Origin of the sequence: Halomonas flagellata (assembly GCF_022487945.1) — a bacterium.
GTDB classification, from domain to species: Bacteria; Pseudomonadota; Gammaproteobacteria; order Pseudomonadales; family Halomonadaceae; genus Halomonas; species Halomonas flagellata.
In genome coordinates, this window is sequence record NZ_JAKVPY010000021.1 from 47647 (window position 1) to 70861 (window position 23215).

The window sequence follows — 23215 nt, forward strand, 5'->3', positions numbered from 1 at the left end:
GACCAGACTCCTGAGGGTTTTCCCCGAGAGAGATGAGTTGCCGTCTTGCTCATTCTCAAGGGTACGCAACGGGTGGCCGGACCCCGTGCCGGCTCTTCAACGCTGAATGGCCGGGCCCAACGCCAAGGGGGCAGCCGGACGGCTGCCCCCTTGGCGTGCTTGCGGCGGAGCGGCCCTGAGGCTTACTCGCCGTTCACGGCTTCCAGGTCGGCCTTGAACTGCTCGAGCAGCTGTGCGCCGGTCTCGTCGGTCATCTCGAGGAAGCGCTCCTCGACCTGGGGCGCCCGCTCGCGGAAGGCCTGGATCTGCTCCTCGGTCAGGCGCGTCACGGTGACCTCGTCGGAGGCCTCCTGGATCTTGGCCAGCGACTCCTCGGCCAGGCCCTGGATGTGCTCGATGGTGTGGTCGTAGGCCGCATCGGCGGCATCGCGGATCAGCTGCTGGTCTTCCTCGGGAAGGCCCTCGTAGAAGTCCTGGTTGGCCATCATGGCGGTGGTGAACCAGCCGTGACTGGTGAAGGTCAGGTGGGGCGAGACCTCATAGAGGCCACCGGATTCGATCCAGAAGATCGGGTTCTCCTGGCCGTCGATGATGCCGGTCTGCAGCCCGCCGTAGACCTCGCCCCAGGGCAGCGGCGTGGCCGTGGCACCGAAGGCGTTGTAGGTCTCCGCCAGCAGCGGGTTGGTCATCACCCGGATCTTCTTGTTGTCGAAATCCGCCGGAGTGGTGATCGGCTCGTCGGCGGTGACCACCATTTCCCCTTCCGGATACATCTTGAGCAGTTCCAGTCCATGCTCGGCATAGATCTTGGGGAACATCTCGTTGATGGCCTTGCTCTCGTCGAAGAACTCGAGCACCGACTCCATGTCGGTAGGCATCAGATAGGGGATGAAAAAGATCTGCGCCGAGGGGATCAGGGCGCCGGTGAAGCCGGGGGACTGGTTGACGAACTGCAGGATACCGTTCTGCGTCTGCTCCATGATGTCGTCGGACTCGCCCAACTCACCGAAGCGATAGACCTGAACGCTATGATCGGAGTTTTCCTCGATGTAGTCCTTGAAGGCGTAGGCGAAGACGTCTTGCACATCGCCCTCGAACTCCTCGTGGGCATAACGCCACTCGGCGGAATGGGCCGCGGCGGACAGGCCGAACAGCAGTGCGCCGACAGTGGCCGTGGTCAACAGCTTGGTTGCCTTCATTCTTGTGTTCCCCTCGCAGGTTGGACTGGTCAAGATCGGATGATATTGCCAGGTAACGAGCAGGTAAAAATCCTGCACGGCTAGTTTCAGGCTAGCGTGGGCCTCGGGAGGGGTCAAGCGAGCCTTCTAGCCTTTGCAGGGCAGAAAGATGCGATTTTTTCTGTAGTTGCAGATAGTCCGCGAGATGTTCTTTCAACCCCGGATCGGCTGACGGAAGTGATATCGGGCGGCAGTCGGCGGTGAGTGCCTCCAGGCGGGTGAGGGTCTCCCGCTCGGCCGCGAGCTCGGCTCGCTGGAGCGTGCGGCGCAGGGCGGCGACAGCGGGGCGAGTCGCCGCCTCGGCCTTCAGGGTGCGGCGCAGCCGGCGCAGCGGCGTAGTGACCTCCTGCTGCCAGCGCCGGATCTCGTCCAGGCCGGCGGGCTCGTCGGCCGGCTGGAGTCCGTGGTGGAACAGCCAGCAGCGCCACAGCAGTTCGCAGACGTCCAGCCCGGCGTCGTCCTGCAGGTGCAGGCAGGCGGCCTCGACGCCTTCCCGGGCGTAGAGCGCCAGGGCGAAGTCCCAGAGTGGCCTGGCGGTGAGTCGGGCCCGCAGAGCGGGCGGCAATTCGGTAGAATCGGGAGTCATCATCGGCTGTCGTCGTGTCGCGGCGGCAGTCTCACGCACCGTCGAGTGGAGCCAGCATGATCGCACTGCGCCAAGTTTCCCTGCAACGCGGCACCCAGCGACTGTTCGAGGGGGCCGACCTGACCCTGCATGCGGGGCACAAGGCGGGAATCGTCGGCCCCAATGGCGCCGGCAAATCGAGCCTGTTCGGCCTGCTGCTGGGCCAGCTGGCGCCGGACGCCGGCCAGGTGGAGATGAGCGGCGGTCAGCGCATCGCCCATATGGCCCAGGAGGTGGAGGCGCTGGATCGCCCCATCGTCGACTATGTGCTCGATGGCGATCACGAGCTGCGGCGTGCCGAGGCCGCCCTGGAGGCGGCCCGCGAGCGCGACGACGCGCATCGCGAGGCCGAGCTTCACGGCATCATCGAGGCCCTGGATGGCTACAGCGCTCCGGCCCGGGCGGCCCAGCTGCTGGTGGGGCTGGGCTTCGCCCAGGCCGATCTCGAGCGGCCGCTGGCGGACTTCTCCGGTGGCTGGCGCATGCGCGCCAACCTAGCCCGTACCCTGTTCATGCCCTCCGACCTGCTGCTGCTCGACGAGCCCACCAACCACCTGGACCTCGATGCCCTGCTGTGGCTCGAGCAGTGGCTGGTGCGCTACCCGGGCACCCTGCTGCTGATCTCCCACGACCGCGACTTCCTGGATGCGGTCTGTGACCATATCGTGCACTTCGACCGCCAGCGGCTCGCGCTCTACCGCGGCAACTACACCACCTTCGAGCGCACCCGGGCCGAGAAGCTGGCGCTGCAGCAGGCGGAGGCCGCCAAGCAGCAGGCCCGCAAAGCGGAGATCGAGCAGTTCGTGGCGCGTTTCCGCTACAAGGCGACCAAGGCGCGCCAGGCCCAGAGCCGCCTGAAGATGCTCGAGCGCATGGGCGACATCGCCATGGCCCATGCCGACTCGCCCTTCCATTTCACCCTGCCCTCTGCCGACAAGACCTCCCACCCGCTGCTGGTGCTGGACGAGGCGCGGCTCGGCTACCGTGACGAGGCGGGGCGCGAGACGGTCCAGCTCGGCGGGGTGAAGCTCACCCTGCTGCCGGGCCAGCGGATCGGCCTGCTGGGCCCCAATGGCGCCGGCAAGTCGACCCTGATCAAGTCGCTCACCGGCGAGCTGCCACTGCTGGCCGGCAAGCGTGTGCCCGGCGAACACCTGGCCATCGGCTATTTCGCCCAGCACCAGCTCGAGGGGCTCGATCTCGATGCCTCGCCCTTCATGCACGTGCAGCGTCTCTCGCCCACCGCCAGCGACCAGGAGATCCGCAACTTCCTCGGCGGCTTCGGCTTCAAGGGCGACGATGCCTTCGCCCAGGTGGGTAGCTTCTCCGGCGGCGAGAAGGCGCGCCTGGCGCTGGCCCTGGTAGCCTGGCACAGGCCCAACCTGCTGCTGCTCGACGAGCCGACCAACCACTTGGACCTGGAGATGCGCGAGGCGCTCACCGAGGCGCTGGCGAGCTTCGAGGGCACGGTGATCCTGGTCTCCCACGACCGTCACCTGCTGCGCGCCACGGTGGATGAGTTCTGGCGGGTGGCCGATCAACGGGTCGAGCCCTTCGATGGCGACCTCGAGGATTACCGCGCCTGGCTCAAGGCCCGCCTCGAGGGCGAGCGGCGCGAGGCCCGGGCCGACAAGGCCGAACGCCAGACCGGGAACACGGCGCCGAAGGAGGATCGCAAGGCGACCCGGCGGGCCGCCGCCGAGCTGCGCGAGCAGCTGCGCCCGCTCAAGCGCGAGCGCGACCGGGCCGAGAAGGCGATGGAGAAGGTCCAGGCCGAGCTCACCGCCGTGGAGGAGGCGCTGGGCGAGGCCGAGCTCTACACCGACGCCTCGCGCAAGGCCGAACTCACCAAGCAGCTGGCGCGTCAGGGGGAGCTCAAGTCGCGCCTTGAGGAACTCGAGCTGGCGTGGCTCGCCGCCGAGGAGGCGCTGGATGAGATGGAAGCGGAGCTGCTGGCGGCGGGAGATTGAGCGGGAACTTTCTAGTGTGGTGGTCGTGCCGACCTACTGAGCAGAGCCGGTGAGGTTCGAAAGCGACATTTACCCAAGGGCGCTGACGCAAGCGTAGCGGCGCGCGGTGACCGACAGGGATGTCGGGCGAGCCGCACTCGTGAGGGATTATGTTGTGCGGCGACGCGCAGGCCGCGAGCGAAGCGTCAGGGTTTCGCCCTTGGGGTCGCTTCGGGCCTCACCGGCGGTGCCTTGAGTTCGGTGGCCTGGCTGATGTCTCTCGGCGCTAGCTTTCCAGCAGAAACGTCACCGGCCCGTCGTTGACCAGCTCGACCTGCATGTTCGCCGCGAACTCGCCGCTCTCGACCTTCGGCCAGGCCTCGCGGGCACGGTCGAGCAGGTAGTGGAAGAGGCGCTCGCCCTCGGTGGGCGGGGCGGCGCTGGAGAAACCGGGCCTGAGCCCCTTGCGGGTATCGGCGGCCAGGGTGAACTGGGAGACCAGCAGCAGGCCCCCCTCGACCTGCTGGAGATCGAGGTTCATCCTGCCGGCGTCATCGCCGAACACCCGGTAGTGCAGCAGCTTGTACAGCAGCCGGTCGGCGGCGGCCTCGTCGTCTCCCCTCTCGACGCCCACCAGGGCCAGCAGGCCCTGGCCGATGGCGCCGACTTCCCGGCCTTCCACCTCCACGCTGGCGCGCCGTACGCGCTGAATCAGGGCTCGCATGCCGTCTCCCTCGTCGTTCGACCGAAACGCGGCAAAGGGTATCACGGCCCGCGGGCCCGGGCTCACCAGGCGCGGCAGAGCATGATGTCGCAGTGGGGCTCGGCCAGCAGCTGCTCGGTGATCTGGCTCTGGCGGCCCAGCTGCCCGCGGCTGCCCAGCGCCAGCAGGTCCGGCGGCAGGCGGCGCAGGCGGGTCATCAGCACCTCGAGGGGGTCGCCCTGTTCCAGTACCAGCTCCAGCTCCGGGACGTCGTCGAGCTCGCTCATCAACTGCTCGGTCTCGCGCTCGAGCTGGGTGCGCAGCCGCGCCACTTCCCGGTCGCGCCAGCGGGCGTAGTCGCTGTCGGAGCCGAGCTCCCGCTCGCCGGGGATGTCCCAGGCATGCAGCAGGGTGAGGCGGGCGTCGGGGAAGCGCTTCAAGGTCTCGCGCAGGGTGTGGCGCGAGGTCAGCGAGAAGTCCACCGGGACCAGGATATCCTGCCACTCCTGGGTGGCCAGGTGGCTCACCGAGAGCACCGGGCAGGGGGCGCTGCGCAGCACTCGCGCCAGGGTGGTACCGGCGACGAGATCCGGCTGGCCGCGCTTGCGATGGGCACCGAGGATGATCATGTCCACTTCGCGCTCGTGGGCCTCGCGGATGATCTCGGCATAGGCCGACCCGGCCACCGTCTGGATCAGCGTCTTCGGCTCGGGCAGGGCATAGTCCTCGCGGATGTCGGTGAGGATGGCCTTCATGTCGGCGACCACCGCCTCCTCCAGATCGTGCAGCACCCGGTGCGGTAGATAGGGGTCGAGCACATGGATCACGTCGAGGCGCGCACCGTGCTCCACCGCCAGGCGGACGGCGCGGGCATAGGCGGCACGGTTCTCGGCGGAAAGATCGCAGGCGAACAGCAGGGTCTGGGTCATGACGCATCCCTCCGGTGCATGAAGGCGCCGGGCGGCGATCCCGGCGGGTCGGACCTTCAGGATGGGTGGGGCTCGGCCGGGCTGCAAGCCGAATCGGCGACCGCGCGCTTACCACCAGGCATGAAAGTGGTGTACCGGGCCGTGGCCCCGCCCCACCGCGAGGCGGCGGCTCTCGGCCAGCGCGGTGGCGAGCCAGGCCTTGGCGGTGGTGACCGCGCCGGCGAGGTCGTCACCCTGGGCCAGGCGGGCGGTGATCGCCGAGGAGAGGGTGCAGCCGGTGCCGTGGAGGTTGTCGGTGGCGATCCGCGCCCCCTCCAGCCAGTGCCGGGACTCGGGCGTGATCAACAGGTCCGGGCAGGCATCGCCGGCCAGGTGGCCACCCTTGAGCAGTACCGCGCCGGCGCCCAGCGCGCGCAGCCCGGGAGTCAGGGCCGCCATGGCCTCACGGTCGCGGGGTTCCGCGCACCCGAGCAGGACGGCGGCCTCCGGCAGGTTGGGCGTGATCAGGTCGGCCAGCGGCACCAGTACCTCGCGCACCGCGCGGATGCCGGCGTCGTCGACCAGGGTATCGCCGCTCTTGGCCACCATCACCGGGTCGAGCACGATCCAGCGCGGGCGTCGGCGTTCGAGGAGGGTGCGCAGGGTCTCGGCCACCTCGCGGCTCGCCACCATGCCGATCTTCACGGCAGCGATGTCGATGTCGGCCAGTAGCGTCTCGAGTTGTGCGGCGATAAAGTCCGCCGGCACTGGGTGCACGCCGGTGACGCCGCGGGTGTTCTGGGCGGTGAGGGCGGTGATCACGCTGGTACCATAGGCGCCCAGCGCCGAGAAGGTCTTGAGGTCGGCCTGGATGCCGGCGCCGCCGCTGGGGTCGGAGCCGGCGATGGTCAGCACATTGGGGATGGGTCGAGGGAGCGTCATGGCGTCATCGTATCGCAAGGGAGTGTCGGTTGCTCGGCGGGCGGCATGCTGAGCCTGTTCGTGGTCGCCCTGCTCAGCGCCACCCTGCTGCCCGGTGGCTCCGAGGTGTGGCTGGCCCGGCTCTGGTGCCTGGGCGAGCCGGGGCCGATGCTATGGGCGGTGGCCACCGCCGGCAATACCCTGGGCAGCCTGATCAATGTCTGGCTGGGCCGCTACGCCCGGCGCTTCCAGGATCGCCGCTGGTTCCCCGCCTCGCGGGAGGGGCTGGCCCGGGCCGAGCGCTGGTACTTCCGCTTCGGCGAGTGGAGCCTGCTGGTGTCCTGGGCGCCGGTGGTCGGCGACCCGCTCACCGTGCTGGCCGGCATCTTCCGGCTGCCCTGGTGGCGGGCCATCCTGCTCATCTCCCTGGCCAAGGGGGCCCGCTACGCCCTCGTCCTCTACCTGGCCCAGAGCTGGCTGGCGCCCCTCTGCCAGTAAAGGGCAAGGGCCAGGCCCTCGCCTTCACAGCACCGAAGGCAGCCAGGTAGCGATGCCCGGGAACAGCGCCAGCACCAGCAGCATGGTCAACTGCAGCCCGATGAACGGGATCACCCCGCGGTAGATCGCCGAGGTCGGCACCGACTCCGGCGTCACGCCGCGCAGGTAGAAGAGCGCGAAGCCGAACGGCGGCGTGAGGAAGGAGGTCTGCAGGTTCACCGCGATCATGATGCCCAGCCAGATCGGGTCGAGCCCCATGGTCAGCAGCACCGGGCCGACGATCGGCACCACCACGAAGGTGATCTCGATGAAGTCGAGGATGAAGCCGAGCAGGAAGATCACCAGCATCACCACCAGGGTGGCGCCGACCACGCCGCCGGGCAGCGACTCGAACAGCTCGATGACCAGCTCCTCGCCGCCGAAGGCGCGGAACACCAGCGAGAAGAGGGTGGCGCCGATCAGGATCAGGAACACCATGCTGGTGACCTGGGTGGTGGAGTCCACCACTTCGCGCAGCATCGGCCGGCTCAACCGGCGGTTGGCCAGGGCCAGCAGGAAGGCGCCGGAGGCCCCCACCGCCGAGGCCTCGGTGGGCGTGGCGAAGCCGCCGAGGATCGAGCCCAGCACGGCGACGATCAGCAGCACCGGCGGGATCAGCCCCTTGACCAGCAGCGGCCAGAGGCTGCCGCTGTGCCCCAGCTCCTGCATCAGCGCCTGACGGTCGGCCGGCGGTGCCGTCTCCGGCTTCAGCCAGGCGATGATCATCAGATAGACGATATAGGCCGCCACCAGCAGCAGGCCGGGTACCAGGGCACCGATGAACAGGTCGCCCACCGAGAGGGTCTTGGGGCTCCATACCCCCATGGCCAGCTGGGCCTGCTGGTAGGCGTTGGAGAGCACGTCGCCGAGCAGCACCAGGGCGATGGAGGGCGGGATGATCTGGCCCAGGGTGCCGGTGGCGCAGATGGTGCCGGTGGCGAGCGCCGGCGAGTAGCCGCGCTTGAGCATGGTCGGCAGCGACAGCAGGCCCATGGTCACCACGGTGGCGCCGACGATGCCGGTGGAGGCCGCCAGCAGCATGCCGACCAGCACCACGGCGATGCCGAGCCCGCCGCGCAGGGCACCGAAGGCCAGGGCCATGGCATCGAGCAGGGTCTCGGCGACCCGCGACTTCTCCAGCAGCACGCCCATCAGCACGAACAGTGGCACGGCCAGCAGGGTCTGGTTGGTCATGATGCCGTAGAGCCGGTTGGGCATGGCACTCAGGTAGCGCGTCTCGAAGGGCATCGGCACGCCCATCTGCGTCAGTGCATAACCGAGGCCGGCGAAGATCAGCGCGGTGCCGGCCAGCGACAGGGCCACCGGGTAGCCCAGCATCAGCACGCCGCAGACGGCGGCGAACAGCGCCAGCGGCATGAGTTCGAGGAGGGTCACGAGCACTAGAGGACCTCCTCGTGGCCGGGGGCGTGGCCCGGCAGGCGGCCGCGCAGGATCAGCACCTGACGGATCACTTGGGCGATGGCCTGGATCAGCAGCAGCGCCACCATCACCAGGATCAGGCTCTTGAGCAGGAAGACGGCGGGAAGGCCGCCGTCGGGGGAGCGCTCGAGGATCGCCCAACTGCTCTTCACGTAGCCGAGGCTGGCGAGCGCGATGAACACCATCACCGGGATCAGCAGGAAGAGGGTGCCGCCGAGGTCGATCCAGGCGCGGCCGCGGGCGGACAGCTTGCGGTAGAAGATGTCCACGCGCACATGGCCGTCGTTGCGCAGGGTCCAGGCGGCGGCCAGCATGAACACCATGGCATGCATGTACATCACCGACTCCTGCATCACGATGCTGTGGATGCCGAAGACGTAGCGCATGACCGCGATGGCGAACTGCACCACCATCATGACGATGACCAGCCAGGCGATGCCGTGCCCGACCAGGTCGGTGAAGGCGTCGAGCCGCGCGAGCAGGGCCGGTTCGCGTTTCGCGGGATTCATGGGAACTCTCGTGATGAAGGACAACCGGAGGCGCATCATCGCCGATTCGGGGGCGAGCGTCATCCCACCCCTCAGCGCCGGCTCAGCGGGCCCCCCGTGGCGGCGACCCGAGCATGGCCTGGAGGCAGGCCGGCGGCAGGCGCACGTCCACGGCGATGGGCAGGTGGTCGGAGAAGAGGTGGTCGAGCACCCGCACCTCGCCGGCCTCCAGCGAGTCGGAGAGCAGGATGTGATCGAGGGCCCGGCGCGGCTGCCAGGAGGGGTAGCTGAGCAGCGGGCGTACCGGGTGCAGCGGCAGCGAGGCACGGAAGCGGGCGTGGGTGTGCAACTGCTCCGGGGTGCAGTTGAGGTCGCCCATCACCACCACATGGCGCAGCGGCTGGATGATCTCGCTCAGGTAGTCGAGCTGGCGGACCCGGCCGCGATGGCTCAGGGCCAGGTGGGCGACGAACAGGTGCAGGGCATCGGGCCCTGCACCGTAGCATGCATGGATGGCGCCGCGGCCGGGCAGGGTACCCGGCAGGCGGTGCTCCTCGATGCGGGTCGGGGTCAGGCGCGACAGCAGCCCGTTGCTGTGCTGGGCGATGCGGCCCAGGTTGCGGTTGAGCTGCTGGAAGTGGTGCGGGAAGCCGGCCCGGGTCGCCAGATACTCCACCTGATTGACGTGGCTCGAGCGGAAGCTGCCGCCGTCGACCTCCTGAAGGCCGACGATGTCGAAGCGACCGATCACCTCGCTCATCATGTCCAGTCGCCGCATGCGCTTGGGGTGGGGCAGCAGGTGCTGCCAGCTGCGGGTCAGGTAGTGATGATAGGCGGAGGTCTGGATGCCCACCTGCAGGTTGAAGGTGAGCAGCTTCAGGTGGCCGCCGTCGAGCAGCGGTATCCGGGCGTCGGCCAGCTGTGGCATGTCAGTCCGCACGCTCCTCGCGTACCTTCTCGACCAGTGCATCGACGATCTGCGGCATGTTGTCGAGGCTGCCGGCGCTGCTGGGAGTCACCAGGTAGCGGCCATCGACGATCAGGGCCGGCACCCCCATCAGGCGCATGGCGCGCATGCGGGCATGGGCCTGGTTGACCTGGCTCTTCACGCCGAAGGAGGTCAGGGCCTCGCGTGCCTCCTCTTCGCTGACCCCGTAGTCAGCGAAGAAGGCGGCGATGTCGTCGAGCTCGGTGAGGCGGCGGCCATTCTCGTGGATGGCGTCGAAGAAGTCTTCGTGTACCGCATCGAGAATGCCCAGCTCCTGGGCAGCATAGAAGGCCATGGCATGCTGGTTCCAGTCGCCTCCCATGGTGGCGGGCAGGCGCTGGAAGACGACGTCCTCGGGCTGCTCGGCGACCCAGGCATTGAGCGGGTCCTCGAGGTTGTAGCAGTGCGGGCAGCCGTACCAGAAGGCCTCGGTGACCTCGATCTGGCCCTCGTCGACGCGGGTCTCGACCGCCTCGGGGAGGACTTCGTAATGCTGGCCTTCCACCAGGGGGGCGGCCGAGGCCAGGGTCGACAGGCCGAGGCCTGCCAGGGCAACCATCAGGGTCTTGAACATCGGTGGGATACCTCTTCCTTGGGTGAACCGGTGCCACGGCCGGGCACGCGTCGCTGCCTTTGAGCCCGTATCGCTGCCGGGGTTCCCGGCGGGCCGGCGGCGGTCGTCGCCGGAGACGGCAAGGGCGGCCGCGGGGCCGCCCTTGCCGAGGTCCTGGCGGGTGACGGCGGCGGTGTCAGTGCAGGCCGAGGATGTAGTTGGCGACGGCTTGCATGTCGGCATCGCTCATCTTGGCGGCGATGTCGCGCATGATGTTGGCGGGGTCGTTGGCACGCTCGCCAGCGGCGAAGGCCTGCAGGGTGGCGACGGTGTAGTCGGTGTGCTGGCCGGAGAGTGCCGGGTAGCCGGCACTGCCGATGCCCTCGCCGGTGGGAGTGTGACAGGCGGCACAGGCCGGAATGCCCTTGGACATGTCACCGGAGCGATAGAGTTCGCGACCGCGGGCGATCAGCTCCTCGTCCGGGTCGGCCTGGCCGAGGGCCGGGTCCTGGTCGGCGAAATAGGCGGCCACGTCCCAGGCATCCTGGTCGGAGAAGTCGTCGACCTGCCCGGCCATCTGGGGGACCTCGCGGTTGCCGTCGCGGATGTCCATGATCTGCTTGGCCAGGTAGGAGGCCTGCTGGCCGGCCAGGTTGGGGAAGTTGCCGGACGGGCTGATGCCCTCCTGGCCGTGACAGGCGGCGCAGGCCTGCGCCTTCTCCTGTCCCGCCGCCGCGTCTGCGTCGGCTTCCAGATCCGCGTGGGCGGCGCTCACGGCGCCCATGGTGATAACCAGGCTTGCCAGTAACTTTCTCATCGCTGTTCCACTATGCCGTTACGTTATTGACCGGTACGTACCCTGGGTGCCGCCCGGATCGCGAAGCCTGCGGAACCGGACCAGGCTGCGGCTCGGCGGCCTGGCGGTTCGCGGACGGCGAGGGCGCGGTGGTACACTAGCCTGCCCCGGGTCGCAGATAAAAAGACACTGCATTATAACGAAACACCCCGGCCGCGGGAATGCAAGCCGCGGCCCTGCCACTCGACCATCGTCAGGATCAGCCCACCATGTCGCGACTCGACCATTCGCCCACCGCTCGCTTCAACTACCAGGCCGCCCGCTTCCTCACCAGCGCCCCGACGCTGGCGACCTGTCCGCCCGACAGCGGCGCCGAGGTGGCCTTCGCCGGGCGCTCCAACGCCGGCAAGTCCAGCGCCATCAATGCCCTGACCCGCCAGAAGGCCCTGGCGCGCACCTCCAAGACCCCGGGGCGTACCCAGCTGATCAACTTCTTCACCCTGGGCGACGACACCGAGCGCCGCCTGGTCGACCTGCCCGGCTACGGCTTCGCCAAGGTGCCGGAGTCGGTCAAGCTGGAGTGGCAGCGCCACCTCTCCGACTACCTGCAGCGCCGCGCCTCGCTGCGCGGCCTGGTGCTGGTGATGGACGTGCGCCACCCGCTCTCGGAGTTCGACCAGACCCTGCTCGGCTGGGCCGACGACAAGGCGATGCCGGTGCATATCCTGCTGACCAAGGCCGACAAGCTGAAGTCCGGCGCGGGCAAGAATGCCCTGCAGCAGGTGCGTAGCCGACTGCGCGAGTGGGAGGACCTGGTGAGCATCCAGCTGTTCTCGTCGCTCAAGGGCCAGGGCATCGAGGAGGTGCATCAGCGCCTCGATAGCTGGCTGCTCGATTAGTACCCAAGGCCTGTGCTGGCGACATGGCCCCTTTGGGAGCAGATCCTGAGCAATCCCCAGGAGTCTTGCTGAAAAATCAGTAGGCCCCTTTGGGGTCAGACCCCAAAGGGAACTTCGGCGCTCCTCCCCGCTGTCAGCGCCGCTTCTCCAACCACTCGATCAGCTCCGGCAGTTCCCTGATGTGCGCCAGGCGATGGACGCCCGTCGGCAGGCCGACGTCGGCGCCGGCGATCCAGACCGCCTGCATGCCCAGGCGCCGGGCCGGCAGCACGTCCTCCTTCCACGAATCCCCCACGTGCAGCGCCCGTGACGGGGCGGTGTCGAGCCGGGCCAGCGCCGCCAGGAAGGGGCGCGCATCGGGCTTGGGGGCGAACATCTCGCCGGCGGCGATGGCCACCGGGAAGTGGCGATGCAGCGCCAGGCGGCGGATATCGACATTGCCATTGGTGATACTGGCCAGCCGATAACGTCTTCCCAGTGCCTCGAGCATCGGCTCCACCTCTGGGTGGGGAGAGACTTCATGCCTTAGCGCCATAAAGCGCTGCATGGCCCGGGCGGCCCACAGGAGGGCGGCGCTGCGTGGCAGGCCGTAGCCCTCCAGCAGCGCCGCCAGGGCGCGTTCGCGCAGCCAGCTGAAGTCTCCTCGCCGCAGCGGGTATCGGCGGGCGAGGTCGAGGCGCCGGGCCTGGTAGGCGGCCAGCGGGAAGCGTTCGGCGAAGCGGGCTGCCGGCGCTTCGCCGCGCTGGCCCAGCCAGTCGGCCAGGGCCGCATCGAGCCAGGTATAGTGCCCCGTCTCGGTGCGCTCCATCACCCCATGGTTGTCCCACAGGGTGTCGTCGAGGTCGAAGGTGATGGCCTGGAGGAAGGCAGTCGTCATCGGTGGTCACCCTGGTCATCGGAACGGCGCCGGGCCCGCGGGTGGGCGGCGTCGTAGCTGGCGGCCAGGTGCTGCCAGTCGAGCCGGGTATAGACCTGGGTCGTGGAGAGGTTGGCGTGGCCGAGCAGCTCCTGCACGGCGCGCAGGTCTTGGCTGGATTCCAGCAGGTGGCTGGCGAAGGAGTGACGCAGCCGGTGCGGATGCAGATGCTCCGCCAGGCCGCGTTCCCTGGCCAACTGGGCCAGGCGTTTCTGGATGGCGCGGTGGCCGAGGCGCGCCCCCCGGGCGCCGACGAAGAGCGCCGGTTCGCCGGCGCCGGTCAGTTGGTCGCGAACCTCGAGCCAGGCGGCCAGGGCCTGGCGGGCGCGGCTGCCCACCGGCACCTGGCGCGGCTTGCGGCCCTTGCCGAGCACCCGCACGCGCTGGGGCTGCAGGTCGCCGAGGTCGAGGGCGGCGAGCTCGGCCAGGCGCAGGCCGCTGGAGTAGAAGAGCTCCAGCATCGCCTGGTCGCGCCGGCCCAGGGGCGAGCCGTCGTGGGGCGTGTCGAGGAAGCGGGCCAGCTGGTCGGCATCCAGGGGCTTCGGCAGGTGCCGGGGCTGGCGCGGGGCGCGGGTCAGGGCTACCGGGTTGTGCGAGAGGATGCCGGCCTGCAGCAGGTGCGCGGCGAACCGCGAGATCGCCGCGCGCCGCCGTGCCAGGCTCCGCGGGGCCTGGCCGCGGCTTCGCTCGCCGCCGAGGAAACGCCGCAGCAGGGTCAGGTCGAACCGGGCCCAGTCGTCGCAGCCTCCCTGCGCGAGAGAGCCGGCCAGGGCCTCCAGGTCGCGACGGTAGGCGCTCACCGTGGCCGGGCTGGCGGTGCGAGCGAGTCCCGCCAGGAAGGCCTCGACCTCCCGCATCAGCGGGTTATCGGCCTCCGGGCGCCTAGCCATGGGGGGCGTGGGCCAGGCGCACCAGCAGGCGGGCGACCACGTCACCGACATACTCGGTGAACAGGGTGTCCATGCTGGCGCGGAAGTGGTCGGGGTCGGGACTCGCCAGCACCAGGTAACCCAGCGGCTCGCCCAGGGTCAGGCGGGCGAGGGCGCAGGAGCCCGCCTTGCGTGGTGCCTGGGCATGGGGCAGCAGGCGCTTCCAGTCGGTGGGGGTGAGCCGCGTGCAGCGGCTGGCGCGGCCATCGAGCAGCGCGGCGAGGCGCTGGCCGGCGTGATCGTCGAGCACGTGGCGCGGCGGCTGGGGGGGGTGGGGTTCGGCATCGGTGAGGCTGGCCGGGCACCACAGCGCCACCGCCGAGGTGTGGAAGCGCTCGCTGAGCTGGGTGGCCAGCGCCTGGCCCAGGGCGTCGTTGTTCTCGGCTTCCAGCAGGGCCAGCACCAGCTCCCGGGTGCGACGGTACTGGGCCTCGTTGTGGCGGGCGGATTCCAGCAGCTGCTCGAGGCGCCATTCGGCCTGCTCGGCGCGGGAGCGCAGGTCATGGACCAGGCGCTCGAGCAGCGAGGTGGCGCCGCGGGCCTCCGGATGCGGCACCCTGAGCTGCTGGAGCAGCCCCTCGCGCCCGACGAAGAAGTCCGGATGCGTGGCCAGCCACTGGGCCACCCGGTCGGGGTCGAGGGTCTTGCGCGGTTCGGGGGCGACTCGTGACATGCTGGCTTCTCCTTTGGGGCACTTTTCCAGCTGAAGGCTCTTGTTGGCTGAAGGCTCTTGTTCTGCCGGGGTGCCGGCAGGCGTCAGCTCAGGACGATACGGCCGTCGAAGACGCGCACGGCGGGGCCGGTCATGGTCAGGTGGGCCTCGCCGCCGGCCCACTCGATGCGCAGGTCACCGCCGGGCAGGTGCACGGTGACCGGGCTCTCGAGCAGCCCCTGGCGGATGCCGCAGGCCACCGCGGCGCAGGCGCCGGTGCCGCAGGCGAGCGTCTCGCCGCTGCCTCGCTCATACACCCTGAGCCGGATCTCGTGGGGTGACACGATCTGCATGAAGCCGGCGTTGACCCGCCTGGGGAAGCGCGGGTGGGCCTCGATGGCCGGGCCCAGGCGCGCCACCGGGGCCGTGTCGACGTCCTCGACCCGCAGCACGGCATGGGGGTTGCCCAGGGAGACCACGCCGATCTCGAGCCGCTCGCCGGCCACCTCGAGCGCGTGGCGCAGGCGGTCCTCGGCGGCGTCGAAGGGCAGCGCCTCGGGGGCGAAGCGGGGCACGCCCATGTCCACGCGGACCTGGCCGTCGTCCTCCACCCGCAGCGTCAGCGGCCCGCCGGCGGTCTCGACGTGGATCTCGTGCTTGTGGGTCAGCCGCTGGTCACGCACGAAGCGGGCGAAGCAGCGTGCGCCGTTGCCGCAGTTCTCCACCTCGCTGCCGTCGGCATTGAAGATGCGGTAGCGGAAGTCCATGTCCGGATCGCGGGGCGGCTCGACGATCAGCAACTGATCGAAGCCGATGCCGAAGCGGCGGTCGGCGAGTCGGCGGATCTGCGCCTCCTCCAGCCGGGCGCGCTGGGTGACCAGGTCGACCACCATGAAGTCGTTGCCGAGGCCATGCATCTTGGTGAAGTGCAGCAGCATCAGGGTGCCTCCCCGTCATCGTCCGGCAGCAGCGCCTCGCCGGCCCAGAGGTCCTCGAGGCGCTCGCGTCGGCGTACCAGGTGCGCGACCTCGCCGTCGACCATCACCTCGGCCGGCCGCGCACGGCTGTTGTAGTTCGACGCCATGACGAATCCGTAGGCCCCGGCGGAGCGCACCGCCAGCAGGTCGCCTTCGGCGATGGCCAGTTCGCGCTCCTTGCCCAGGAAGTCGCCGGTCTCGCACACCGGGCCCACCACGTCGTAGGTGACGGTGTCACGGGCGCGGCGGGTGTCCACCGGCAGGATCGCCTGCCAGGCCTGGTAGAGCGCAGGGCGGATCAGGTCGTTCATGCCGGCGTCGACGATGGCGAAGTTCTTCGTCTCGCCGGGCTTGAGGAACTCGACCCGGGTCAGCAGCACCCCGGCGTTGGCGGCGATCGAGCGGCCCGGCTCGAACAGCAGGGTGAGCCGTTCGCTGCCTTCCCAGTGTGCGAGGCGCTCGAGCAGGGCGGTGGCGTAGTCGAAGGGCTGGGGCGGGCGCTCGTGGTGGTAGGGCACGCCGAGGCCGCCGCCCAGGTCGAGGTGCTCGACCTCGATGCCGCGCTCGCGCAGCCGCTCGAGCAGCACCAGCAGGCGGTCGAGGGCGTCGAGGAAGGGCGAGAGCTCGGTGAGCTGGGAGCCGATATGGCAATCGAGGCCCACCACCTCGAGGTTGGGCAGGCCGGCGGCCAGCTCGTAGGCGGCCAGCGCCTCGTCCACCGCGATGCCGAACTTGTTGTCCTTGAGCCCGGTGGAGATGTAGGGGTGGGTACCGGCGTCCACGTCTGGGTTGACCCGCAGCGACACCGGCGCCACCTTGCCGAGCCGCCCGGCCACGGCATCGAGCCGCTCGAGCTCGGGGCGCGACTCGACGTTGAAGCACTTGATGCCGACCTCCAGTGCCCGGGCCATCTCCGCTTCCTGCTTGGCCACGCCGGAGAACACCACCCGGGCGGGGTCGCCGCCGGCGACCAGTACCCGCTCCAGCTCGCCCATCGAGACGATGTCGAAGCCGGCGCCCATCCGGGCCAGCAGGCCGAGCACGGCCAGGTTGGAATTGGCCTTCACCGCGTAGCAGATCAGGTGCGGGTGGCTGCCCAGGGCCTCGGTGTAGGCGCGGAAGTGGCGCGCCAGGGTGGCCTTGGAATAGACGTAGCAGGGCGTGCCGATCTCGTCGGCGATGCGGGTCAGGGGCACGTCCTCGCCGTAGAGCACGCCGTCGCGGTATTCGAAATGATCCATGCCTAGCTCTCGTCGTCACTGGCGGTATCGTCGTCCTGCCGGGCCGCGTCGTCGTCCGACGCCTCGTGCTGGCCGGCAGGGTCGTAGCGTTCTGCGGCCGCCTCGTCGCCGGGCAGGTAGAGGGGGCCCTTCTGGCCGCAGCCGGCCAGCGCCACACCCAGCAGCAGGGCCAGCCACGGGGGAGTGGCGAACCGGGCGAGGCGCCGCATCAGGTGGCACCACCCAGGGCCGTCAGCGCCTCGCGGGCGCGACTCGCCGCGGCGCGCACCTGGTCCGGGGCGGTGCCGCCGATATGGTTGCGCGCGGCCACCGAGCCCTCCAGGGTCAGCACCTCGAAGACGTCCGCCTCGATGACGTCGGAGAACTGTCGGAGCTCCTCGAGGCTCATCTCGGAGAGGTCCTTCTTCTGGCGCAGGCCGTAGGCCACCGACTGGCCGACGATCTCGTGGGCGTCGCGGAAGGCCACGCCACGGCGCACCAGGTAGTCGGCGAGGTCGGTGGCGGTCGAGAAGCCGCGCCGCGCCGCCTCATGCATGCTCTCCTTGCGGGCCTCGATGGCCGGCACCATGTCGGCGAAGGCCTTGAGGCAGTCCTTGACCGTGTCCAGGGTGTCGAACAGCGGCTCCTTGTCCTCCTGGTTGTCCTTGTTGTAGGCCAGCGGCTGGGACTTCATCAGGGTCAGCAGGCCCATCAGGTGGCCGTAGACCCGGCCGGTCTTGCCGCGCACCAGCTCGGGCACGTCGGGGTTCTTCTTCTGCGGCATGATCGAGGAGCCGGTGCAGAAGCGGTCGGGCAGGTCGATGAAGTCGAACTGGGCGCTGGTCCACAGCACCAGTTCCTCGCTCATGCGCGACAGGTGCATCAGCAGCAGGCTGGCGAAGGCCGTGAACTCGATGGCGAAGTCGCGATCGCTGACCGCGTCCAGGGAGTTCTCGGCGGGACGCTCGAAACCGAGCAGTTCGGCGGTGACGTGGCGGTCGATCGGGTAGGTGGTGCCGGCCAGCGCCGCGGCCCCGAGCGGCAGCACGTTGACCCGGCCACGGCAGTCGAGCAGCCGCGCGTGGTCACGGGCCAGCATCTCCTGCCAGGCCAGCAGATGGTGGCCGAAGGTCACCGGCTGGGCGGTCTGCAGGTGGGTGAAGCCGGGCATGATGGTGTCGGCCTCGCGCTCGGCGAGCGTGATCAGCCCTTCGCGCAGCCGCGTCAGCTCGGCGGCGACCAGGTCGATCTCGTCGCGCAGGAAGAGGCGGATGTCGGTAGCCACCTGGTCGTTGCGCGAACGCCCGGTGTGCAGCTTCTTGCCGGTGATGCCGATCTTCTCGGTGAGCCGCGCCTCGATGTTCATGTGCACGTCTTCCAGCTGCACGGACCACTCGAAGGTGCCGGCCTCGATCTCGGCGCGGATCTCGCCGAGCCCGGCAACGATGGCGTCACGCTCCGCGTCGGTGAGCACGCCCACCCGGGCCAGCATGGTGGCATGGGCGACGGAGCCCTGGATGTCGTGGAGGGCGAGGCGCCGGTCGAAGCCGACCGAGGCGGTGAAACGCTCGACGAAGGCATCGGTGGGCTCGTTGAAGCGGCCGCCCCAGGACTGGTTGGTGCTATTGCTCGTCGGACTTGGGCTCATCGGGCTGGGCATCCTGCATGACTGTGCGGTGGGTGAGGTGCCGGTCGCAGCGCCGCCGTGAGCGCACCGCCGGGACATGGCAGAAGTGTACCAGAGTCGAGGGGGCTGGCGAGGGGCGCGCCCCACCGGGGTGTGGCGATCGGTCACGATTTTTCCTGCCCCGCCGGGTGCTTTATGATGAGGGCAGTCCATGTTCATTGCCGCCGGCCGCCAGGGCGGGCCCCCTGCCGAGCAGGGCCACCCGTCAGGACCCGGTACAGGGAGAATTTCGTGCACGCCATCACCACGCTGCGTATCGCCACCCGCAAGAGTCAACTGGCCATGTGGCAGGCCGAACATGTCCGTGACCGCCTGATGGCGGCTCACCCCGGCCTGAAGGTGGAACTGGTGGCCATGGCCACCCGCGGCGACAAGATCCTCGACACCCCCCTGGCCAAGGTTGGCGGCAAGGGGCTGTTCGTGAAGGAGCTCGAGGAGGCCATGCTCGATGGCCGCGCCGACATCGCCGTGCACTCCATGAAGGATGTGCCGATGCACTTTCCCGAGGGGCTCGGCCTGTCGGTGATTCTCGAGGGCGCCGAGCCCACCGACGCCTTCGTCTCCAACCACTATGCCACCCTCGACGAGTTGCCCGAGGGCGCGCGCATCGGCACCTCCAGCCTGCGCCGCGGCCTGCAGATGCGCGAGGCGCGCCCCGACCTCGAGATCCTCAACCTGCGCGGCAACGTCCAGACGCGGCTGGGCAAGCTCGATGCCGGCGAGTTCGACGCCATCCTGCTGGCCACCTCCGGCCTGCGGCGCCTGGGGCTGGGTGACCGCATCGCCATGGAACTGCCGCCGGAGGTCTGCCTGCCGGCCTGCGGTCAGGGCGCGCTGGGCATCGAGTGCCGCATGCACGACGCCGAGCTGATCGCGCTGCTGGCCCCGCTGGACGACCCGGCCACCGCGACCCGGGTGCGTGCCGAGCGGGCCATGAACACCCGCCTGGAGGGGGGCTGCCAGGTTCCCATCGCCGGCCATGCCATCTTCGAGGATGACGGCCAGACCCTCTGGCTGCGCGCCCTGGTGGGTACCCCCGACGGCACCCGGGTGCTGCGTGCCGAGGGGCGCGGCTCGCTCCACGAGCCCGAGGCCCTGGGCATCCGGGTCGCCGAGGAACTGCTCGACCAGGGCGCCGGCGAGATTCTCGCCGAGGTCTACGGCGCCGGTTGATGTCGGCCCGGCCGGTTCTGATCAGTCGCCCCGGTGCCCGGGGCGAGGTGCTGGCGGCGGCCGTCGCGGCCACCGGGTTGCCGGTGGCGCGGCTCGAGGCCATGCGCCTGGAGCCGCTCCCCGAGACCCCGGCGATGCGCACGGCCTGGCTGGACATCGATCATTTCCACAAGGTGGTGGTGGTGAGCCCCTTCGCCGCCGAGTGCCTGGCCGAGGCGCTCGACCGCTACTGGCCGCAGCTGCCGGTGGGCCTGGCCTTCTACGCGGTGGGTGCCGCCACCGCCGCCACCCTTCACCAACGACTCGGCGTGCGGGTCCGCCTGCCACCGCCGGAGGCCGGCGAGGACACCAGCGAGGCGCTGCTGCGCCTGGCCTCGCTGGCGTCGCTCCACGACCAGCGCGTGCTGCTGGTGGCCGGCGAGGGCGGGCGGGCCCTGCTCGCCGATACCCTGGCGTCCCGCGGTGCCCGGGTGACCCGCCTGGCGGTCTACCGCCGCCTGCCGCTCGACCCCTCGCCCGGCATGCGGCAGCGATTGGCCCGGGGCGATTACCGGGCACTGGTGGTCAGTAGCGGAGAAATCCTCGAACATCTGGCAAGATGGTGCGGTGACGCCGCTTTGAACCAACCGCTAATCGTTTCCAGCGCCAGGTTGGCTACACTGGCCGGCACACTGGGGTTTCGTGCCCCCGTCGTGGCGGCCGGTGCCACGCCGGACGCCCTCGCGGCGGCGGTGGCCGACGCCTGCGACCCGGAGGATGCCGATGTCGATCAAGACGATCTCGAAAAGGGCTAGCGACAGATGAGCAAGCAATCAAACGACCAGGACGAACCGCAGAAACCGTCCGGCGCAGCCCAGGGCGGCGCGAAATCGACGACCCCGGGCAACCAGACCGACACATCGGGGAAGGGGCGCTCGCGCCGCCGTGGCAAGGGCGGGCAGCCGGCGGCCACTGCCGCCGGGGGCTCATCTTCCTCGGCGGCCGCCGACAGCGCCACGCCATCCAGGGCGGAGAGTGCCGCCGGAGGGGCGACGACGTCCGGATCGGCGGCTGCCGCCTCGGGCCCCTCATCCGGCACCGGGGACGCCGGCAAGCGCGAGCCGTCGACGACGGCCGGGCCCGCCGGCAAGGCGGCCGGGGCGGGTACCGGCAAGGAGGCGCCGAAACCCGGCGGCGGGGCGGGTGGCGGTGCCAGGGCCGCCTCGGCCACCGGTGGCTCGGGTAACGGCAAGGGGAGCGGCAAGGCCGGCCTGCTGGCCCTGGTGCTGGTGATCGTGCTGGCGGTTGGCGTGGCGCTGCTCGGCTGGTTGGGCTGGCAGCAGCTCGATGCCCAGCGCCAGCGGCTGGCCGAGCTGGAGTCGCAGTCGGCGAGCCAGACCGCCCTGGCCGAACTGGAGAGCCGTCTCGACGCGGGCGAGAGCGAGCGTGACGCGGCCCTGGAGAGCGCCATCGGTGAGCTGCAGAGCGAGTTCGCCGGCTATCGCAGCGAGGTGGACGATACCCTGGATCGGGTGCTCGCCGAACTCGCCAGCGAGCAGGAGACCGACGAGCGCGACTGGCTGCACGCCGAGGCCGCCTACCTGCTGCGCCTGGCCAACCAGCGCCTGCAGCTGGAGCGCGATGTCCAGGGCGCCGCCGCCCTGCTGCGCACCGCCGACGACCGCCTGCGCGAGGCCGACAACCCGGCCCTGGTGCCGGTGCGCCGCGAGATCGCCGCCGAGCTGGCCGCCCTGGACGCGGTGCCGCGGGTCGATCGCACCGGCCTGTGGCTGGCGCTGAACGCCCAGCAGACGCAGATCGCCCGCCAGCCGCTGGGCCAGGACATCGAGGAACAGGTCGCCGGCTCGAGCCTCGAGCAGGCCCCCAGCGGCGGCTGGCAACAGCAGCTGTCGCGCTTCGGCCAGGAGCTCAAGGACCTGGTCACCGTTCGCCATCACGACGAGGCCCTCGAGGCCCTGATCACCCCGGAGCAGGAGTCCTACCTGCGCCAGAGCGTGCGCCTGGTGCTGGAGCAGGCCCAGCTGGCACTGCTCAAGGAGGAGCAGGCGCTCTATGAGGCCAGCCTCGACAAGGCACTGACGCTGATCAACGGCTACTACGACACCGACGCCAACGGCGTGCGCTCGGTGGTCACGCGCCTCGAGGCGCTCAAGGGTGAGGCGATCCGTCCCGAACTCCCCGACATCAGCGGTTCCCAGCAGGCCCTGGCCGGCTTCATCGAGCGCCGCTTCGAGTCGCGCAGCGCCAGCCAGGGCAACGGTGCCCGGGGAGATGACGCATGAGAAAGCTGATCCTGATCGTCGTCCTGGGCCTGGCGCTCGGTGCGCTGTTCGGCCAGCTGATGATGTCGGTGCCGGGCTACTGGCTGGTGCGGGTGGGTGACACCTCCTTCCAGACCTCCTTCTGGTTCGGCCTGGTCATCCTGCTGGCGGCCTTCGTGGTGCTGCACTTCGGCCTGCGAGTGCTGATGCGCCTGAGCCGGCCGATGAGCCGCTTCAAGGTGTGGAACAGCCGTACCCGCAACCGCAATGCCATGAAGCGTACCGTGCGCGGCCTGGTGGCGCTGGCCGAGGGGCGCTGGAAGCGCGCCGAGAGGTCGCTGGTCAAGGCCGCCGACGACTCCAGCACGCCACTGGTCAACTATCTCTCGGCGGCCCTGGCCGCCCATTACCAGGGGCACTATGACCAGGCCGACACCCTGCTCAAGCGGGCCCACCTGAGCACCGAGGGGGCCGACACGGCGGTGGGCATGATGCAGGCCCAGCTGATGCTCGACCGCCAGCAGTACGAGGAGGCGCTGGCGATTCTCACCCGCCTCGATCGCCAGCTGCCCAACCATCCCCAGGTGCTCAAGCAGCTCAAGCAGGCCTATCTCAGCGTCAGCGACTGGGACGGGCTGCGCCGCCTGATGCCCCGTCTCGGTGCCCAGCACCTGATCTCCCGCGAGGAGCGCGAGGAGCTCGAGCAGCGCGCCTACCGCGAGCTGATCATCCGTGAGGCGCGCGAGGGCGGCGACATCGAGCGGGTGCGCAACCTCTGGGCCGACATGCCCGATCACCTGCGCGGCCACATCGAGCTGATCGTGCTCTACGCCGAGGCGCTGGTGCGCGGCAACCAGGAGCCCATCGCCGAACGGCTGCTGCGTCACTCCCTCAAGGAGCACTGGGACAGCCGCCTGGTGCTGCGCTACGGCCTGCTCAACGTGGATGCGGCACGTCAGCTGGTCTACGCCGAGAAATGGCTTCAGGAGCGGCCCAACGATCCGGACCTGCTGCTCACCCTGGGGCGGCTGTCGCTGCGCAACGCCTACTGGGCCAAGGCCCAGGAGTACTTCGAGGCGAGTCAGCGCCAGCGTCCCAGCGGCGTGGTCTGCGCCGAGCTGGCAAGGCTCTACGCCAACCTCGGCGAGCATAACAAGAGCCAGCTCTACTACCGCCAGAGCGTCGAGTTGCTCGACAAATCGCTGCCCTCGCTGCCCCAGCCCAGCGAAGTGGGCGGGCCGGGCGCGAGCGGCGGCAAGTCTCGGGGCAAGGCGAAGGCGGGCGACGGCAAGGCCTGACCCGGGTGCCCGTCGCGCCCACCTGGCAGTGATCCCTCTTTTCCGGGGCGCCTTATC

Annotated in this window: 23 protein-coding genes and 1 pseudogene; 7 read left to right on the forward strand and 17 right to left on the reverse strand. The window is 69.8% G+C overall.

The features are described 5' to 3' along the window. Positions 1-182: 182 nt before the first annotated feature. On the reverse strand, positions 183-1199 hold the full coding sequence (locus MKP05_RS16200) for a TRAP transporter substrate-binding protein (RefSeq protein WP_240569268.1): 1017 nt from the start codon (positions 1197-1199) through the stop codon (positions 183-185). 91 nt (positions 1200-1290) lie between these two features. Continuing rightward, positions 1291-1824, reverse strand: coding sequence for a TIGR02444 family protein (locus MKP05_RS16205; RefSeq protein ID WP_240569269.1), 534 nt, complete (start codon positions 1822-1824; stop codon positions 1291-1293). A gap of 56 nt (positions 1825-1880) precedes the next feature. On the opposite strand from MKP05_RS16205, the gene MKP05_RS16210 reads away from it, so the two are divergent. After that, positions 1881-3833, forward strand: a complete 1953-nt coding sequence (locus tag MKP05_RS16210) for an ATP-binding cassette domain-containing protein (RefSeq protein WP_240569270.1) — start codon at positions 1881-1883, stop codon at positions 3831-3833. 265 nt (positions 3834-4098) lie between these two features. Here MKP05_RS16210 and dtd read toward each other — a convergent pair whose 3' ends face one another. The 3 genes from dtd to thiD form a co-directional block, all read right to left on the reverse strand. Then, entirely contained in the window at positions 4099-4536 is a 438-nt protein-coding gene (gene dtd, locus MKP05_RS16215; protein ID WP_110284544.1) for a D-aminoacyl-tRNA deacylase, read from the reverse strand. Between the two features lie 62 nt (positions 4537-4598). Beyond that, positions 4599-5444 carry a universal stress protein gene (locus MKP05_RS16220; RefSeq protein WP_110284545.1) on the reverse strand — a complete coding sequence of 282 codons (846 nt, stop codon included), beginning with the start codon at positions 5442-5444 and terminating at the stop codon, positions 4599-4601. A 108-nt stretch (positions 5445-5552) separates the two neighbouring features. Beyond that, complete coding sequence (thiD, locus tag MKP05_RS16225) at positions 5553-6365, reverse strand: bifunctional hydroxymethylpyrimidine kinase/phosphomethylpyrimidine kinase (protein ID WP_240569271.1); 813 nt, start codon at positions 6363-6365, stop codon at positions 5553-5555. 45 nt (positions 6366-6410) lie between these two features. Between thiD and MKP05_RS16230 the strand changes: the two genes are divergently transcribed. Further along, the gene (locus MKP05_RS16230; protein WP_110284547.1) at positions 6411-6842 is read left to right on the forward strand and encodes a YqaA family protein; all 432 of its coding nucleotides are present in this window, start codon (positions 6411-6413) and stop codon (positions 6840-6842) included. A 24-nt stretch (positions 6843-6866) separates the two neighbouring features. On the opposite strand, the gene MKP05_RS16235 is transcribed toward MKP05_RS16230, so the two are convergent. The 5 genes from MKP05_RS16235 to MKP05_RS16255 form a co-directional block, all read right to left on the reverse strand. Then, a complete protein-coding gene (locus MKP05_RS16235) occupies positions 6867-8282 on the reverse strand; it encodes a TRAP transporter large permease (protein ID WP_240569272.1) in 1416 nt (471 codons plus the stop codon). Continuing rightward, a complete protein-coding gene (locus MKP05_RS16240; protein ID WP_240569273.1) occupies positions 8282-8830 on the reverse strand; it encodes a TRAP transporter small permease subunit in 549 nt (182 codons plus the stop codon). The genes MKP05_RS16235 and MKP05_RS16240 overlap by 1 nt, the downstream gene beginning before the upstream one ends. Positions 8831-8912: 82 nt before the next feature. Continuing rightward, positions 8913-9737, reverse strand: coding sequence for an endonuclease/exonuclease/phosphatase family protein (locus tag MKP05_RS16245; RefSeq protein ID WP_240569274.1), 825 nt, complete (start codon positions 9735-9737; stop codon positions 8913-8915). 1 nt (position 9738) lies between these two features. Next, on the reverse strand, positions 9739-10371 hold the full coding sequence (locus MKP05_RS16250; RefSeq protein WP_110284551.1) for a thiol:disulfide interchange protein DsbA/DsbL: 633 nt from the start codon (positions 10369-10371) through the stop codon (positions 9739-9741). Positions 10372-10546: 175 nt separating this feature from the next. Next, a complete protein-coding gene (locus MKP05_RS16255; RefSeq protein WP_240569275.1) occupies positions 10547-11167 on the reverse strand; it encodes a c-type cytochrome in 621 nt (206 codons plus the stop codon). Positions 11168-11415: 248 nt separating this feature from the next. Here MKP05_RS16255 and yihA point away from each other — a divergent pair, with 248 nt between their 5' ends. After that, positions 11416-12045, forward strand: a complete 630-nt coding sequence (gene yihA / locus MKP05_RS16260; RefSeq protein ID WP_240569276.1) for a ribosome biogenesis GTP-binding protein YihA/YsxC — start codon at positions 11416-11418, stop codon at positions 12043-12045. A 133-nt stretch (positions 12046-12178) separates the two neighbouring features. On the opposite strand, the gene MKP05_RS16265 is transcribed toward yihA, so the two are convergent. The 7 genes and pseudogenes from MKP05_RS16265 to argH all read right to left on the reverse strand — a co-directional run bounded on the left by MKP05_RS16265 (position 12179) and on the right by argH (position 18387). Beyond that, on the reverse strand, positions 12179-12922 hold the full coding sequence (locus MKP05_RS16265; protein ID WP_240569277.1) for an HAD family hydrolase: 744 nt from the start codon (positions 12920-12922) through the stop codon (positions 12179-12181). Further along, the gene (locus tag MKP05_RS16270; protein WP_110284555.1) at positions 12919-13851 is read right to left on the reverse strand and encodes a tyrosine recombinase XerC; all 933 of its coding nucleotides are present in this window, start codon (positions 13849-13851) and stop codon (positions 12919-12921) included. The genes MKP05_RS16265 and MKP05_RS16270 overlap by 4 nt, the downstream gene beginning before the upstream one ends. Further along, positions 13844-14563 carry a DUF484 family protein gene (locus MKP05_RS16275; RefSeq protein WP_240569278.1) on the reverse strand — a complete coding sequence of 240 codons (720 nt, stop codon included), beginning with the start codon at positions 14561-14563 and terminating at the stop codon, positions 13844-13846. The genes MKP05_RS16270 and MKP05_RS16275 overlap by 8 nt, the downstream gene beginning before the upstream one ends. 83 nt (positions 14564-14646) lie before the next feature. After that, complete coding sequence (gene dapF / locus MKP05_RS16280; protein WP_240569279.1) at positions 14647-15480, reverse strand: diaminopimelate epimerase; 834 nt, start codon at positions 15478-15480, stop codon at positions 14647-14649. Continuing rightward, the gene (lysA, locus tag MKP05_RS16285) at positions 15480-16760 is read right to left on the reverse strand and encodes a diaminopimelate decarboxylase (protein ID WP_240569280.1); all 1281 of its coding nucleotides are present in this window, start codon (positions 16758-16760) and stop codon (positions 15480-15482) included. Before lysA ends, dapF begins: the two co-directional genes overlap by 1 nt. Before the next feature lie 86 nt (positions 16761-16846). Then, positions 16847-16969: pseudogene (gene lptM, locus MKP05_RS22150) on the reverse strand (LPS translocon maturation chaperone LptM); the annotation flags it as partial. Then, positions 16969-18387, reverse strand: coding sequence for an argininosuccinate lyase (gene argH / locus MKP05_RS16295; protein ID WP_240569282.1), 1419 nt, complete (start codon positions 18385-18387; stop codon positions 16969-16971). The gene argH and the pseudogene lptM, both read right to left, overlap by 1 nt. Positions 18388-18657: 270 nt before the next feature. Here argH and hemC point away from each other — a divergent pair, with 270 nt between their 5' ends. Genes hemC through MKP05_RS16315 form a run of 4 tightly spaced genes read left to right on the forward strand, consistent with a single transcriptional unit; the run spans position 18658 to position 23158 of the window. After that, on the forward strand, positions 18658-19599 hold the full coding sequence (gene hemC, locus MKP05_RS16300) for a hydroxymethylbilane synthase (protein ID WP_110284561.1): 942 nt from the start codon (positions 18658-18660) through the stop codon (positions 19597-19599). After that, on the forward strand, positions 19599-20393 hold the full coding sequence (locus MKP05_RS16305) for a uroporphyrinogen-III synthase (protein ID WP_240569283.1): 795 nt from the start codon (positions 19599-19601) through the stop codon (positions 20391-20393). Before hemC ends, MKP05_RS16305 begins: the two co-directional genes overlap by 1 nt. 6 nt (positions 20394-20399) lie before the next feature. After that, positions 20400-21881: a uroporphyrinogen-III C-methyltransferase gene (locus MKP05_RS16310; protein WP_240569284.1), complete on the forward strand. Its 1482-nt coding sequence runs from the start codon at positions 20400-20402 to the stop codon at positions 21879-21881. Next, complete coding sequence (locus tag MKP05_RS16315) at positions 21878-23158, forward strand: heme biosynthesis HemY N-terminal domain-containing protein (protein ID WP_110284564.1); 1281 nt, start codon at positions 21878-21880, stop codon at positions 23156-23158. The genes MKP05_RS16310 and MKP05_RS16315 overlap by 4 nt, the downstream gene beginning before the upstream one ends. Positions 23159-23215: the final 57 nt, after the last annotated feature.